The sequence below is a fragment of the Sphingobacterium zeae genome (genome assembly GCF_030818895.1).
GTDB classification, from domain to species: Bacteria; Bacteroidota; Bacteroidia; order Sphingobacteriales; family Sphingobacteriaceae; genus Sphingobacterium; species Sphingobacterium zeae.
Window position 1 is genome coordinate 3,824,367 of sequence record NZ_JAUTBA010000001.1, and the last position, 13,939, is coordinate 3,838,305.

A 13,939-nucleotide genomic window follows, 5' to 3' on the forward strand; every position below is an offset into this window, starting at 1 on the left:
CGACTTTGTCAAATTTATACGTAAATTCGCAGGAATATGGAAACAGTTGTTAGCGGTATTAGAAGTACCGGGAAATTACATTTAGGAAATTACTATGGCGCATTGAGCAATTTTGTGAAAATGCAAAACGAATATAATTGCTTTTTTTTCATTGCAGACTTACATTCACTGACGACCCACCCCACCCCACAGGGGCTTCAAGGGACGGTTCGCCAAGTTATTGTCGAATACTTAGCAGCAGGAATAGACCCAGAAAAATCGACAATTTACGTTCAATCAGACGTTCCAGAAGTTGCGGAACTCTATCTATACATGAACATGAACGCCTATCTTGGCGAACTTGAACGTGCAACTGCGTTTAAAGACAAAGTCAGAAGCAATCCTGATAATGTCAACGCAGGATTATTGACCTATCCGGTCCTAATGGCCTGTGATATATTAATTCATCATGGCACAAAGGTTCCTGTAGGTAAAGATCAGGAACAACATCTTGAAATGACACGAACTTTCGGCAATCGCTTCAATCGCTTGTATAACGTGGATTATTTCAAGGAAGCATTCGCCTTTTCTTATTCAGATAAATTGGTTAAAGTTCCTGGGCTAGCAGGTCAAGGGAAAATGGGTAAGTCAAACGGCGAAGCAGATTGTATTTATCTCTCGGATAGTGAAACGGTAATCCGCAAAAAAGTAATGCGTGCAGTGTCCGATTCTGGACCAACTGAAATGAATCAACCAAAACCCGAAGCCATTCAAAATCTCTTTGATTTGATGAAAGTCGTATCAACCCCTGATACACTGCAACATTTTGACGATCTCTATAATAAATGTGAAATTCGTTATGGCGATTTTAAGAAACAATTGGCGGAAGATATGGTATTGGCGACTAATGACGTGCGCTTACGAATTGAAGATATTTCAAATGATGATGCTTACATTGCAAAAGTTGCGAAAATGGGCGCTGAAAAGGCTAGCGAATCTGCGCGAAAAACGCTGAAAGAGGTTCGTGAGATAATTGGTATTAAAAGATTTTATTAAGCTAGAAATAATATGCATATAGCTATCGTTGGAAATATAGGTGCCGGAAAAACGACATTAACAGAGTTGTTGGCCAGCCACTTCAAATTTGAACCTCAATTTGAAGCTGTAGACAACAACCCTTATCTGGAAGATTTTTATTCAGACATGAAACGCTGGGCATTCAATCTTCAGATTTTTTTCCTAAACAGTCGCTTTAGACATATTGTAAAATTACAGGAAACAGGCATCGATATGATTCAAGATCGTACCATCTATGAAGATGCGTATATTTTTGCCGAAAACTTGTATGATATGGGCCTGATGAGCGCGCGTGACTTTGAAAATTATAGTAATATTTTTCAAAGCATCATCCACTATATCAAACCACCGGATTTATTGATTTACCTCAAAGCATCCGTTCCTACTTTGGTTAATAATATCCAAAAAAGGGGCCGTGATTACGAATCTGCAATTCGCCTGGATTATTTATCGAAACTCAACGATAAATACGATAAATGGATCAATAATTACAAAGAAGGTAAAGTAATGGTTCTGGACAAGGACAATTTGGATTTCACAAAAAACCCTGAAGATCTTGGAGGTATCATTCAGAAAATCGAAGCCGAACTATTCGGATTATTTGAATAAAAACTAAATAAGAAAAGCCTGTAAGAACCTTAATTTTACAGGCCTTTTTGATAAATACGGAATCTCCCCAGCCATTGATAAAAATTAAAAGATGAAATTTTTAGGTATTATCCCCGCCAGATATGCATCAAGCAGATTTCCTGGAAAGCCGCTGATCGACATTGAAGGAAAAACAATGATCCAACGGGTCTATGAGCAGGTCAAAAAATCAACAAGATTAGACGAAGTCGTTGTCGCTACGGACGACCAGCGCATTGCGGACAATGTATTGTCTTTTGGAGGCCAAGTTGTCATGACCGCACCGCATCATCAATCTGGGACAGACCGTTGCGCTGAAGTTATAACCCAAATGCCTGGTTATGATATTGTCATTAACATTCAGGGCGACGAGCCATTCATCAATCCAGCGCAAATTGATCTATTAGCGACCTGCTTCGAAGCACCAGATACACAAATTGCAACCTTAGTAATGGAAATTACGCTCGAACAGGAACTTTTCAATGTAAACATCCCTAAAGTTGTCCGAAACACCAAAGGAGAAGCCATCTTCTTTAGTAGGCAGACCATTCCTTTTTTAAGAGCTGTGGAAAAAGACCAATGGTTACAAAGGCAAACATTCTATAAACATATCGGAATATATGCTTACCAGGTAGATACATTAAAAGCCCTGACACAACTTCCTATTTCTATGCTAGAAGAAGCAGAGGCTCTGGAACAGCTACGCTGGTTAGAAAATGGCTACGCCATTCAAACGGCAATTACAACGCATGAAACTGTCGCCGTAGATACAAAAGAAGACCTCTCTAAAATATTAAGACTATTTTTCAATAAATAGTAAAGCTTACCGGTGTTCGGTATAATATAACGACCGGACACCTTCCAATAGAACCTGCTTATCCAAATCACTTAATTTGATCATCTGCGCTTTTGCTCTGATCAATTCATCCAATTGCAATTTGGTACTCACACCAACGAGTGCTGTAGCAACAGCCGCGTTAGAAAGCACATAAGAAAGTGCAACAACCATATTGTCTTTTCCGATACGTTTGGAAAGATTTGCCAAGTTTCGCACAATATGGGCCACCTCTCCCGAACTATACTGAAGAAAAGGTTCTATTGGCTTGCTGATGAGAACGCCTTTGGCTAATACACCGCGTACGACGATACTTACCCCCTGTTCTTCCAACATGCCACTGATTTCTTCTTCTGGTCTTCTATCCAATAGACTGTATTGCATCATTACTGAAGCAATGTCAGATTTGGACAAAAATGCCTTGATAACATTTGGGCGAATTGATGAAAGACCGTAAGCACGGATTTTCCCCTGTTGCTTCAACAGCTCAAACGCTTCAACAATCTCCTCTATCGGATCTTCTATCGTACCACCATGTAACTGATAGAGGTCGATGTAATCCGTTTTTAAACGTGACAACGAACCTTCCACAGCCTTGATAATATAGTCCTTCGAAGCCTTCCAATCCCAGCCGGAACCATCTGCACGCCAAAGGTTACCAACTTTCGACGCCAAAACAATATGCTTGCGAAAGCTTTGCACACTCTCCCCGACGATCATCTCGTTTAGGCCTTTATCGTAGAGATCAGCGGTATCAAAGAAGGTGATCCCGTTCTCGTAAGCTTTTTGGATAATATCTTTGGATTGCTTGGACTGATTGCTTTTTAAAGACATGCAGCCCAAACCTATTTCCGAAACGACTAAGCTTGTATTTCCTAATTTACGTTGTTCCATCTGCACCAATATCAAGCAATTCTACCTCAAACACCAATGTGCTGTTTGCAGGAATTTCACCTGTCGCCCGTTCGCCATAGGCTAATCTACTAGGTATAAAAAATTTATACTTTGCACCTTTGGACATTAACGGGATTCCAATCTGCCACCCTTTGATCACCTGACCCAAGGATAGTTTCAATGGCTCCTTACGGTCGTATGAGTTATCAAATTGCTTTCCATTGAGTAAGGTACCTTTATAATGCACGGTTACCTCATCGTCACTTTTTGGCTTTGGACCTTCTGCCTCATTGAGAACAAGATATTGAATTCCTTCGGCTGTAGATTTCATACCAGCAACCTTAGCATTTTCTGCAAAAAATTTATCTTCTTCAGCACGGCTAGCAGCCTCTTTTTTAGCACGAACGTCCATGATCGCCTGTTGGATAACAGCTCTTCCTTGGCCTTCTTCCAATAGCGATTTCTCCCCTTTCAAGACATCCGAAATTGCTTTTGCAATAACATCTGACTTCAAGTAATCAATCTCAATAGATTTTAGTGAATTTCCGATATCGGCACCAAACGCATAAGACACAGAATCGGCCTTCGTTTTCAGTTGATTTGTTGCACTTGATTTAGTTGCGACGACCTTCTTCTTCGCCGTCGTGTTCGTTTTTTTTTGTTGGGCAAATCCTGTGACTGTTGTCAAGGATAATAGGGCTAATGCAATATACTTCATGTTTGTTTAACGGTGCTTCTGCACGATTTCATTTATAATTTCCTGCGTGATATTAGGGTAATCAACTTCAACCCTAGATTTACTGTTGAGCCAGGCTTCAATCGCCAGCATGTTTTTCTGTTTTAAGCTCGAAATTACAGGCACCCCCATCTCTTCCAATGACGCTGCATTCAAATGCTGCTCATATTGGTTTTTCATCGGGATAACTAACAGTTTCTTTTCCAAATATAACGCTTCTGCCGGTGTTTCAAAACCTGCCCCACACAAAACTCCAGAAGAAGATGCCATACTATCAATAAAAGATTGGTTATTGATCGGTCTTATCGTTACATTTTTCATGTCAAATGCCTTCGAATTATGTTTACTAAAAACATCCCACTTCACCTCCGGAAACTTCATCAAATGCTTTAATAAATGGGCGTCGTCATAAGCAGGCAAGTAAACAGTGTAATGTCCCTGATCTGTTACGTTCAATTCGCGCACAGCATTCCGAATCACCGGTGGATAAATATGCTTGGAGTAACGCTTGAAATGAAAACCATAGGAATGTGTAGACGGCGCATAATTTTTCATAATAAATTTGCCCAGCATATCACTCTCATCGGGCTTAGGGCTAGCAGGATCCAAGGCCGCTATCTGATGACTCAAACCAATGCACTCCAAATCTTTAGAGTGACAAGCCCATGCCGAGATCGGCTCAAAATCGTTGATCACCAAATCATAGTTTTCAATTGGCAAGCTCTTAATTTCATTTGTAAATTTACGAATGGTCGAACTCATAAAGGTTTTCCACAAATCTACCCCACCAGACTTACCAAAAATAAAACTCAACCCGTGAAAACGATATTTTACTTCAAAAGGAAGTGATAGATCTGCTTGAATTCCACTAACCAAAACATCAACTTCTCCTAACGCTCTCAAACAGGGAACAATATCCATCGCACGGCTAAGATGTCCATTTCCTGTCCCTTGTACGGCATACAATATCTTCATAACGACTGTATTTGTGTCGGCAAATTAATCAATTTTAACGATTATCAATATTATTTTATTGTTTAGTTAGGTTAAGAAAATATAAATTAACATCAATAAAAAAGCCTATTAATCTTTTTTTAACCTTCCTTTCTGTATATTTAATATCAACAATTATTTAATAGCCAGTTCAATAAACCATGAAATTTCTGTTGTATACGATTTTTCCACTAATTGTGATACCGATTTTTACCTCGTGGGGATTTTTTGCACATAAAAAAATTAACCATTATGCCGTATTCGCCTTGCCAGCGAAGATGGCGAAATTCTATAAAGACAATATCGAACTAATTACCGAGAAAGCTGTTGACCCAGATAAACGCTGCTACACCGATAGTGCTGAAGGTCCCCGGCATTTTATAGATATAGAAGATTATGAAGAAGATGGAAAAAATGATTCCATACCCATTCATTGGTCAAAAGCGAAAGAAAAATATCAGGAAAAACAGTTGCTAAAAAATGGTATTGTTCCCTGGCAAATTAATTTAACCTATCAAAAGCTAGTGAAAGCTTTTCAGACAAAAAATTATAATCTGATCATCAAACACTCTGCAGAACTCGGGCACTATATTGCTGATGCGCATGTTCCTTTACATACAACTAAAAATTACAATGGACAATTCACTAACCAAATTGGAATACATGCATTTTGGGAAAGTCGCTTGCCAGAAATGTTTTCAGAAAGATATAATCTTCGCGTAGGGAAAGCAATCTATATCCACGATCCTTTAGCAGAAGCATGGCTTATGGTTCGCGAAAGCAATCGTCTCGTCGATTCTGTATTGAATATCGAAGCCAAGCTCAATCGCCAGTTTAAAGATTCTCAAAAAAAAACATTTATTGAGCGAAACAATCAACTGGTATGGACGTATTCGGATCGCTATGCGAACGCGTATCACGATGCCATGAACGGAATGGTCGAAAGAAGGATGCGAAAAACGATCTTACGTATTTCTTCCTATTGGTATTCTGCTTGGCTTGAATCTGGGCAACCAAATTTAAACAACATTGAGAAAATAAAAATCAATAGCAAACAAGATCAAATTGATATCATAGGTAGAAAGCCGATTGGCCGTGAAGAGTGGATGTAAAATATACCTTATAACTGGACTACTTACATTATTCATACCGGACCACTGATGTTGTCGTCAACTAAGCTACTTTTGCAGCGTAAAATCTAGGAAAGCATGTTGAATAAGAATATTACGTTAACAAACCTTGCATTAGTGCTGAGTATTGGAGCTGCGACTGCTCAGATTAAAGACACAACCGCTCTGAGCGAAGTCATCATTAATCAAAATCGCTTACAGATCCCTTTTTCAAAACAAAGCAAAAATATCCAAATATTGACGCAGGAAGATATACAGAGACTACCAAATCGATCAATCAACGAGTTGCTTAGCAATATCCCAGGCGTTGATATTCGCCAACGTGGGCCATTTGGCTCGCAGGCAGATATTAGTATTGATGGCGGCTCGTTTGAACAAACGGCGATTCTAGTTAATGGTGTTAAAATCACCGATCCGCAGAGTGCCCATCATAACATGAATCTTCCGGTTCCTTTGGAGGCCATCGAGCGTATCGAAATCATTCGGGGGCCGGCTTCACGAATTTTCGGCATTAATGCGCTAACCGGCGCCATTAACATCGTAACAAAGAAAATTGAATCGAATCAAATTAGCGCTCAGGTATATAGTGGTTCATCCTTCAAAGACAATGAGCAGACAAGTGCAGGCAAGTATTATGGTAAAGGTGTTCAGCTTGGCTCACAGTTCTTAACCAAGCAAACAAGCCACGGTTTATATTTTGGCCACGAAGACTCCAATGGGCAACGCTATAATACAGCCTCTAATAATAATAAACTCTATTATGACGGGACATATCAACCGAATACAGCCAATATGATAAAAGCCAATGTTGGCTATATCAACAATCAATTTGGAGCCAATGGTTACTACGCTGCACCGAGTGACAAGGAAGCGTATGAACAGGTTAAGACAGCTTTCGCTTCCCTGCAGTCCAAGCATCAATTAACACAGGCATTTTCCATCAGTCCACGCCTCAGTAATCGCTACAACGAAGATGAATATTGGTATTTAGGCCGAGAAACAACGAAAGGTAGATCCAAACATTACAGCAACGTCTTTGGAGCAGAAATCAATGCTACATTGGAGCAAAGTTATGGTACATTTGGCTTAGGATTAGAAAGTCGATTTGAACGTATCAATAGCACCAGTATTGGCGACCATAACCGGGAGAATTACGGCGGCTACCTGGAATTCAAAACCGAGGCGATCGAAAAACTGATGATCAACTCAGGTGCCTACATCAATTATAACTCAAAATTTGGCTGGCAGGTATTCCCGGGTCTAGATTTGGGCTATGATATTACCGAACATTGGAAGATTGTAGTCAACGCAGGTTCTAGCCAACGTATCCCTTCCTTTACGGATCTTTACACCAATCAGACAGCCAACGTCGGAACCCCCACATTGAGCTCTGAAAATGCCTATCAGATAGAAAGTGGTATAAAATACTTATCCAATCGAGTTATTGCGCAAGTGGGCTATTTCCATCGAAGGATAAACGATTTCATTGACTGGCAAAAAGAGGATGCCACTACAGGAAGCGGAACGGTCATTCCGTGGAAACCAATAAATATTGGAAAAAATAAAATTGATGGATTCAATGCTTCATTCCGATATAATATCAATGATCCCAGCGCAACGACACGATACTTTACAACGCTAAGTTATAATTATCTCAACCCAAGCATAACATTAGCAGACGGGATACTATCCAAATATGCTATTGAAAGCTTAAGGCATCAAGTTATTGCCAACTTTACCATAAACCACAAGAACTGGATGTTCACTTCTGCAAACCGCTTTAATGAGCGTATCAGTTACAAATCTTATTTCATCGCTGACGTAAGAGGATCGTACCAACTCCAAGACTTAAACATCTTTGTGGATGTTCAGAATATATTTGACAAGAGCTATATAGAAGCTGCCGCCGTTCCTATGCCCGGTCGTTGGTTTAGTATCGGCGCAAAATATAAACTGAACTATTAAACCCGATTAAATGGCAAAATCGGTTCTCTTCCCATTTCGCCATCAATTATAAAAAAGTCCCAAATGGAATGACCATTTGGGACTTTTCATTGTGTTATTGCCACATCGAAGCATGTACCATGCCCTATTTAAGAAAACGCCAACTATAAAATAAGTTACTTTTTCTTGGGAAGAACAGATAAAATTCCTCCAATTAAATGTTTTTGGAACTCAGGTTCGTCATAGGACTCATCGGTATGTCCAAGCCCGGTATAGAAGACTTTCCCTCCATCGTAGCTCTGGGTCCAGGAGATTGGATGTTGATCCCCCATTTTTCCTCCTTGGTAGCTTTTTTCATCCAAATTCATCAACACATGCAATCCGTCCTTCACATCCTTGAAATTATACCATTCATCTTTGTGCCACCAGATCGGATCGAGGTGCTTGGTGGCCGGATGTTTTCTGTCCAGCACATCAATTTTGGCTTTTTGTACAGCAGGATGAGACGCAAAATACCCCCCTACAAGGCCGTTATACCATGGCCAATCAAACTCAGTATCCGTCGCTGCATGGATACCCACAAACCCTTTTCCTGATTGGATATACCGCACAAAAGCTTCCTGTTGCGCATTATCGAGAATATCGCCGGTTGTGCTCAGAAAGATAACGGCGTCATATTTGTTCAATCCCTGATCGGTAAACAGAACTGCATCCTCCGAATGATCAGATTTTATTTTTTCTTTATCAAGCAATTGCTTAAGTACCTCTGCACCCTTTTCGATGCTTCCGTGTCTAAACCCTTTTGTCTTGCTAAAGATCAATACTTGCCTTTGTGCCTGAACAGCAGCTGACATCCCCAACAGGAGAAACAGAAAAATGAAGATTCTATTCATGATATAAATGGTTATTATGATGATTTAAGTTTAGGTTTACTAATTTCCGCAACGAAATTGCGATAAAAATAGCTGTAAAGAAAAGCCGTGCATTCTCCCGATACACGGCTTTTCTGTTTTATTATGGTGTGATTAGCTCACGGTAAAAATCAAGACTTTCAATAATATCTTCCTCAGAAACGTAGATATCATATTGACAACTGCCAATTTGGTCAAGCAATGCGAAACCGATCTGATTGGACAAGTTTTTCTTATCGTTTCGCATCAGATCCAACAGGGCTGTATCAATGGAAGAATCAAATGTGTAGTCGTTGAAATATTTTCTAAAAGTTTGGATCAAATCGTTTAATTCATCCAAAGGCAAACCATTCAATTTATGCGATAGGTACCCCTCACAAATCATTCCTACTGCAATAGCTTCTCCATGTAATAAAGGTGAAGCATCGTTCAACAACGAGTAGCCCTCAATAGCATGACCAATTGTATGGCCAAAGTTTAAAATTTTACGCAGTCCTTTTTCTTTCGGATCCTCAAGGATAACACGGTTTTTGATCGAAACAGAATGTTTGATCAAAGAATTGTCGATTTGATCGATCTCCAATGTTTTCACTCGCTCATAGTAAGCCCGATCGAAGATCAGTCCATGTTTAATTACTTCAGCAAAACCTGAGATTAATTGACGCTGATCTAGGGTTTTCAAAAACTGGCTTGAAATAAATACTGCTTGAGGTTGTGCAAAAGTTCCAATAATATTTTTCACACTGCCCATATCAATGCCGGTCTTACCTCCTACCGATGCATCTACCTGGGAAAGTAAAGTCGTCGGAATTTGAATAAAATCCATCCCTCTTTTGAAAGTTGACGCTGCAAATCCCCCCATATCGGTGACTACCCCACCACCCAGGTTGATCATCAACGAATGCCTATCCGCTCCGAAATCGAGCATATTATGCCATACGCCAATACAGAAATCAATATTTTTATTTTCCTCGCCAGGATCTACTTCTATCAAGTCATAATTCGCCAAATTGGGTAAGGCCTGCTGAAATAAGGGTAAACAATTATCCAAGGTGTTGGTATCCACCAAGACGATGATCTTTGAGTAACTGCGCTCAGCTAAAAACGCCTCCAAAGAGGCCAACGTATCATCAAAATATACCTGATAGCCCAAACTTTCTATGACTTCCATTCTACGATTCTTTAAGGTTTAAGTTTTCTATTTACCAATATTGTTTAATATTACACCAATTTTATTTGCATCCCATCAAATTCAACAACATCTCCTGGTCGCAATTTGAGCCTTTTCCGGTAATCGACCTGCCCATTATACTTTACATACCCTTCCGCTACAACCCACTGAGCCATAGCACCATGCTCCACCCAATTTAAAGCTTTAAGTAACTGTATGAGCTGGATATATTCGCCCTCGATTTTAAATTCTTGCATTTCACAAAAATAGTGGTTTCACTGAGGAATACAAGAATTATCATCGTTTTAATGCTTAGTAAATTGCTACATTTGCCTTATTGCAAATAAAGATTATGATTGAGAATTCTGAACCCAAGACATTATCCTTTGATAATACAGAGATTGCTTTTAAAAGTAAAAGCGATAAGGATTTGGAAAGAGCGTATTGGTTATTCAAAATAATAGCGAATAACTTCTTGACAAAAGTAGGTCCATCCATGACCAACTTTGCACTGAACATCGGATTACCTATCCAGGGTATCATCCGTAAAACAATCTTCAAGCATTTTTGTGGCGGAGAGACCATCGAAGGTTGCGAAAATGCGATTAACGAATTGGGAGAGAATGGTGTAGGAACAATATTGGATTATTCCGTTGAAGGAGAAGAAACTGAAAGTGCATTTGACGCTTGCTGCAACGAGGTATTGCGCACCGTAGTCGCGGCCAGTAAAAACAAATACATTCCATTTTCAGTATTTAAACCAACTGGATTAGGCCGATTTGAACTGTTTGAAAAAGTCAATGCAAAGGAAGCCTTGACAGAAAGTGAACAGGCAGAATACCAACGTATGTTGGATCGTACCGATCGCATCTGTAAAGCTTGTCATGCAGCTGGTGTAAAAGTTTTAGTAGATGCTGAACATTCATGGATCCAAGATGCAATTGACGATATCGCTCGTGAAATGATGGAAAAATACAATATGGAAAAACCAATTGTATATAATACTTATCAATTGTACCGTAGTGATAAGTTGGCATCTTTGAAAGCTGACTTTGAATACGCCAAAGTTAGAGGATTTCACATGGGTGCTAAGATCGTTCGTGGTGCCTATATGGAGATCGAACGTGCTCGCGCTGCGCAAAAAGGTTATTCCGATCCCATCCAGCCAAATAAAGAAGCTTCCGATAGAGATTATAATGAAGCTATTGAATTTATCTTGGACCATCTGGACAACTTTGGACTAATGGCGGGTACACACAATGAGGACAGTAGCATGCTACTTGCAAAGGAAATTGACAGACGCGGTATCGACAGATCAATCGACCGTATTTACTTTGCACAATTATTGGGTATGTCTGATAACCTGAGCTTCAATTTAGCTGCACACGGCTACAATGTTGCCAAATACATGCCTTACGGACCGGTGAAAGCAGTGATGCCATACCTTTTCCGTAGAGCACAGGAAAATACTTCAGTCGCAGGAGCGACAGGTCGGGAGCTCGGGCTTTTGATCAAAGAAAAACAAAGAAGAAAAGCTAGTCGATAACGACTAGCTTTTTTTATAATTGGCGCGCATCAAGTCCATCTACTCAAGGAACTATGCTCAAATGGTCTCCAAGAAACACCCTACTTTTGAAAAGCACAAAAGCACTTCACCTATCGCTCCCCTTCGCACTTTTGAAACAAGCTAATTACAAAATCATTCCATATTCTTGAAACAATTATTTATGTTTGCAAACTTTTCCCTTAAAACAAAGTTCATACTGGAAGGGTGCTCCCGCGGAGCTTAAAAGAATACGATTTGAAATGGAAGAAAAACTTAGATTATTTGATCTTGCACGTCAACAGATGGGCAAATACCCCAATCTTGATATGTTTGCGCACAAAGTGGACGGCAAGTGGAATTATATCAAAACAGCAGATTTTCTTGAACAAGTAGACAATCTCTCCAAAGGGCTGATTGAACTTGGCGTGAAACCCAGCGAGAAAGTTGGTCTCATTGCCGGCAGCAGTATAGAATGGCATTTGATTGACTTTGCAATCCAGCAAATTGGTGCAGTAGTGGTGGCCATATATCCCAATATTACAGATACAGACTATCAATATATCTTTAATGATGCCGAAATAAGAGTGTGTATCGTCAGCAACAAAAGCCTATATGACCGTCTGATGAATCTAACCGACTCAATCTATACACTGAATTATATTTTTTGTATCGCAGATCAGGAAGACACACGTAGCTGGAAAGAACTTAATGATATAGGTTCCGATAGCTCCCTGGAAAAACTAGCAGCGCTACGTGACCAGGTTAAACCTGAAAATCTTGCTACCCTGATTTACACTTCCGGAACCACCGGAAAACCAAAAGGCGTAATGTTGTCGCACAATAATATCTTTTCCAATGTACTCGGCGCAGCAGAAATTACCCCTTGTAAAGCTTATGACCGCGGACTGACCTTCCTCCCTCCTTGTCACGCCTACGAGCGTATGGTTTTATATACCTATATGTATCTTGGCTTTACGATCTATATCGCAGAATCTTTTGACAAGATTGGTGATAATCTGAAGGAAGTAAAACCTCATATCATGACCGTTGTCCCACGTATTCTTGAAAAAGTCTATGAGAAAATTATGAAAACAGGTCATGATCTCACTGGTTTCAAACGCAAAGTATTTGATTGGGCTGTTTCAGTTGCAGAAGAATATGATCCAAATCCTGAGAAAAGAAGTCTATCCTATAATCTCAAACTAAAGCTAGCCAAGAAACTTGTCCTTAACAAATGGTATGAAGCATTGGGAGGCGAATTACTTACCGTTGCCTCTGGATCAGCTTCTCTTCATGGTAAACTAACACGCGCTTTCTTAGCCGCAGGAATTCCACTATATGAGGGTTACGGCATGACCGAAGCCTCTCCACTCATTTCGGTCAATCACTACATCAAAGGAATACGTATTGGCACTGTTGGACTTCCCGTGCGTTTTGTCGAAATAAAACTAGCTGAAGACGGCGAAATATTAGTAAAAGGCCCTAATGTCATGATGGGATACTATAAGAACAAGGCCGAAACGGATAAAACGATCATTGATGGATGGCTGCATACCGGAGATATTGGAAAGTGGGAAGACGAGAAATTCTTGAAAATCATTGACCGAAAAAAAGAAATGTTTAAAATTTCAGGTGGAAAATATGTCATTCCTCAGCCAATAGAAACCAAGCTTGTTGAATCTAAATTTATTGAACAGGCAATGGTAATCGGTGACGGGATGAAGTTTGCGTCTGCCTTTATTGTACCAAACTATGCCCATTTATTGGATTGGGCCAGAACAGATGCTCCTGAACTTGCAAGCATGACAAAAGATGATTTTCTGACTGACCCTGCCATTGTAAAAAAAGTCAATCAGGAGGTACGTCGTGCAAACCAACACTTTGGTAACTGGGAGCAGATTAAGAAACCAATTATTTTAACCGATGAATTTACTATTGAAAATGGAGAGTTAACACCAACCTTAAAAATGAAACGGAAGGTCATTCTCGAACATCATCAAGAGGCGTTCAATAACCTCTATCAGATGGAAATAGACGAGTAGGCAGCAAACGACACATTGAAATAGCACAAAGCATCTTAGGAGTAAAAAACAGCT

Annotated in this window: 13 protein-coding genes; 7 read left to right on the forward strand and 6 right to left on the reverse strand. The window is 39.8% G+C overall.

The window, feature by feature from the left end; genetic code table 11:
• Positions 1 to 36 precede the first annotated feature (36 nt).
• From trpS to kdsB, 3 genes are all read left to right on the forward strand, one after another.
• Entirely contained in the window at positions 37 to 1,035 is a 999-nt protein-coding gene (gene trpS, locus QE382_RS16120; protein WP_307186811.1) for a tryptophan--tRNA ligase, read from the forward strand.
• A 12-nt stretch (positions 1,036 to 1,047) separates the two neighbouring features.
• Positions 1,048 to 1,665 (forward strand): deoxynucleoside kinase, encoded by a 618-nt coding sequence (locus QE382_RS16125; protein ID WP_209575502.1) that lies wholly within the window; start codon positions 1,048 to 1,050, stop codon positions 1,663 to 1,665.
• 91 nt (positions 1,666 to 1,756) lie between these two features.
• Positions 1,757 to 2,500 (forward strand): 3-deoxy-manno-octulosonate cytidylyltransferase, encoded by a 744-nt coding sequence (kdsB, locus tag QE382_RS16130; RefSeq protein ID WP_307186812.1) that lies wholly within the window; start codon positions 1,757 to 1,759, stop codon positions 2,498 to 2,500.
• A gap of 6 nt (positions 2,501 to 2,506) precedes the next feature.
• Here kdsB and QE382_RS16135 read toward each other — a convergent pair whose 3' ends face one another.
• Genes QE382_RS16135 through QE382_RS16145 form a run of 3 tightly spaced genes read right to left on the reverse strand, consistent with a single transcriptional unit; the run spans position 2,507 to position 5,123 of the window.
• A complete protein-coding gene (locus QE382_RS16135; RefSeq protein ID WP_307186813.1) occupies positions 2,507 to 3,412 on the reverse strand; it encodes an aldo/keto reductase in 906 nt (301 codons plus the stop codon).
• A complete protein-coding gene (locus QE382_RS16140; RefSeq protein WP_293880821.1) occupies positions 3,399 to 4,130 on the reverse strand; it encodes an FKBP-type peptidyl-prolyl cis-trans isomerase in 732 nt (243 codons plus the stop codon). Before QE382_RS16140 ends, QE382_RS16135 begins: the two co-directional genes overlap by 14 nt.
• Positions 4,131 to 4,136: 6 nt before the next feature.
• Positions 4,137 to 5,123: a glycosyltransferase family protein gene (locus tag QE382_RS16145; RefSeq protein ID WP_307186814.1), complete on the reverse strand. Its 987-nt coding sequence runs from the start codon at positions 5,121 to 5,123 to the stop codon at positions 4,137 to 4,139.
• Positions 5,124 to 5,302: 179 nt separating this feature from the next.
• Here QE382_RS16145 and QE382_RS16150 point away from each other — a divergent pair, with 179 nt between their 5' ends.
• On the forward strand, positions 5,303 to 6,253 hold the full coding sequence (locus QE382_RS16150) for a zinc dependent phospholipase C family protein (protein ID WP_307186815.1): 951 nt from the start codon (positions 5,303 to 5,305) through the stop codon (positions 6,251 to 6,253).
• 96 nt (positions 6,254 to 6,349) lie between these two features.
• On the forward strand, positions 6,350 to 8,236 hold the full coding sequence (locus QE382_RS16155) for a TonB-dependent receptor plug domain-containing protein (protein WP_307186816.1): 1,887 nt from the start codon (positions 6,350 to 6,352) through the stop codon (positions 8,234 to 8,236).
• A 155-nt stretch (positions 8,237 to 8,391) separates the two neighbouring features.
• Here QE382_RS16155 and QE382_RS16160 read toward each other — a convergent pair whose 3' ends face one another.
• The 3 genes from QE382_RS16160 to QE382_RS16170 form a co-directional block, all read right to left on the reverse strand.
• On the reverse strand, positions 8,392 to 9,108 hold the full coding sequence (locus tag QE382_RS16160) for a ThuA domain-containing protein (RefSeq protein ID WP_307186817.1): 717 nt from the start codon (positions 9,106 to 9,108) through the stop codon (positions 8,392 to 8,394).
• A gap of 121 nt (positions 9,109 to 9,229) precedes the next feature.
• Positions 9,230 to 10,297: a 3-dehydroquinate synthase gene (gene aroB / locus QE382_RS16165; RefSeq protein ID WP_307186818.1), complete on the reverse strand. Its 1,068-nt coding sequence runs from the start codon at positions 10,295 to 10,297 to the stop codon at positions 9,230 to 9,232.
• A gap of 50 nt (positions 10,298 to 10,347) precedes the next feature.
• Entirely contained in the window at positions 10,348 to 10,554 is a 207-nt protein-coding gene (locus tag QE382_RS16170; protein WP_070568728.1) for an RNA-binding S4 domain-containing protein, read from the reverse strand.
• Positions 10,555 to 10,649: 95 nt separating this feature from the next.
• On the opposite strand from QE382_RS16170, the gene QE382_RS16175 reads away from it, so the two are divergent.
• Together QE382_RS16175 and QE382_RS16180 are read left to right on the forward strand one after the other, a co-directional pair.
• The gene (locus QE382_RS16175) at positions 10,650 to 11,843 is read left to right on the forward strand and encodes a proline dehydrogenase family protein (protein ID WP_046675892.1); all 1,194 of its coding nucleotides are present in this window, start codon (positions 10,650 to 10,652) and stop codon (positions 11,841 to 11,843) included.
• Between the two features lie 260 nt (positions 11,844 to 12,103).
• On the forward strand, positions 12,104 to 13,885 hold the full coding sequence (locus tag QE382_RS16180; protein WP_307186819.1) for an AMP-dependent synthetase/ligase: 1,782 nt from the start codon (positions 12,104 to 12,106) through the stop codon (positions 13,883 to 13,885).
• Positions 13,886 to 13,939 lie beyond the last annotated feature (54 nt).

What these genes read in the sequence shown, in the direction of transcription:
- trpS (WP_307186811.1), top strand. Translation starts at nt 37, where the DNA reads ATGGAAACAGTTGTTAGCGGTATTAGAAGTACCGGGAAATTACATTTA.
- QE382_RS16125 (WP_209575502.1), top strand. Translation starts at nt 1,048, where the DNA reads ATGCATATAGCTATCGTTGGAAATATAGGTGCCGGAAAAACGACATTA.
- kdsB (WP_307186812.1), top strand. Translation starts at nt 1,757, where the DNA reads ATGAAATTTTTAGGTATTATCCCCGCCAGATATGCATCAAGCAGATTT.
- QE382_RS16135 (WP_307186813.1), bottom strand. Translation starts at nt 3,412, where the DNA reads ATGGAACAACGTAAATTAGGAAATACAAGCTTAGTCGTTTCGGAAATA.
- QE382_RS16140 (WP_293880821.1), bottom strand. Translation starts at nt 4,130, where the DNA reads ATGAAGTATATTGCATTAGCCCTATTATCCTTGACAACAGTCACAGGA.
- QE382_RS16145 (WP_307186814.1), bottom strand. Translation starts at nt 5,123, where the DNA reads ATGAAGATATTGTATGCCGTACAAGGGACAGGAAATGGACATCTTAGC.
- QE382_RS16150 (WP_307186815.1), top strand. Translation starts at nt 5,303, where the DNA reads ATGAAATTTCTGTTGTATACGATTTTTCCACTAATTGTGATACCGATT.
- QE382_RS16155 (WP_307186816.1), top strand. Translation starts at nt 6,350, where the DNA reads ATGTTGAATAAGAATATTACGTTAACAAACCTTGCATTAGTGCTGAGT.
- QE382_RS16160 (WP_307186817.1), bottom strand. Translation starts at nt 9,108, where the DNA reads ATGAATAGAATCTTCATTTTTCTGTTTCTCCTGTTGGGGATGTCAGCT.
- aroB (WP_307186818.1), bottom strand. Translation starts at nt 10,297, where the DNA reads ATGGAAGTCATAGAAAGTTTGGGCTATCAGGTATATTTTGATGATACG.
- QE382_RS16170 (WP_070568728.1), bottom strand. Translation starts at nt 10,554, where the DNA reads ATGCAAGAATTTAAAATCGAGGGCGAATATATCCAGCTCATACAGTTA.
- QE382_RS16175 (WP_046675892.1), top strand. Translation starts at nt 10,650, where the DNA reads ATGATTGAGAATTCTGAACCCAAGACATTATCCTTTGATAATACAGAG.
- QE382_RS16180 (WP_307186819.1), top strand. Translation starts at nt 12,104, where the DNA reads ATGGAAGAAAAACTTAGATTATTTGATCTTGCACGTCAACAGATGGGC.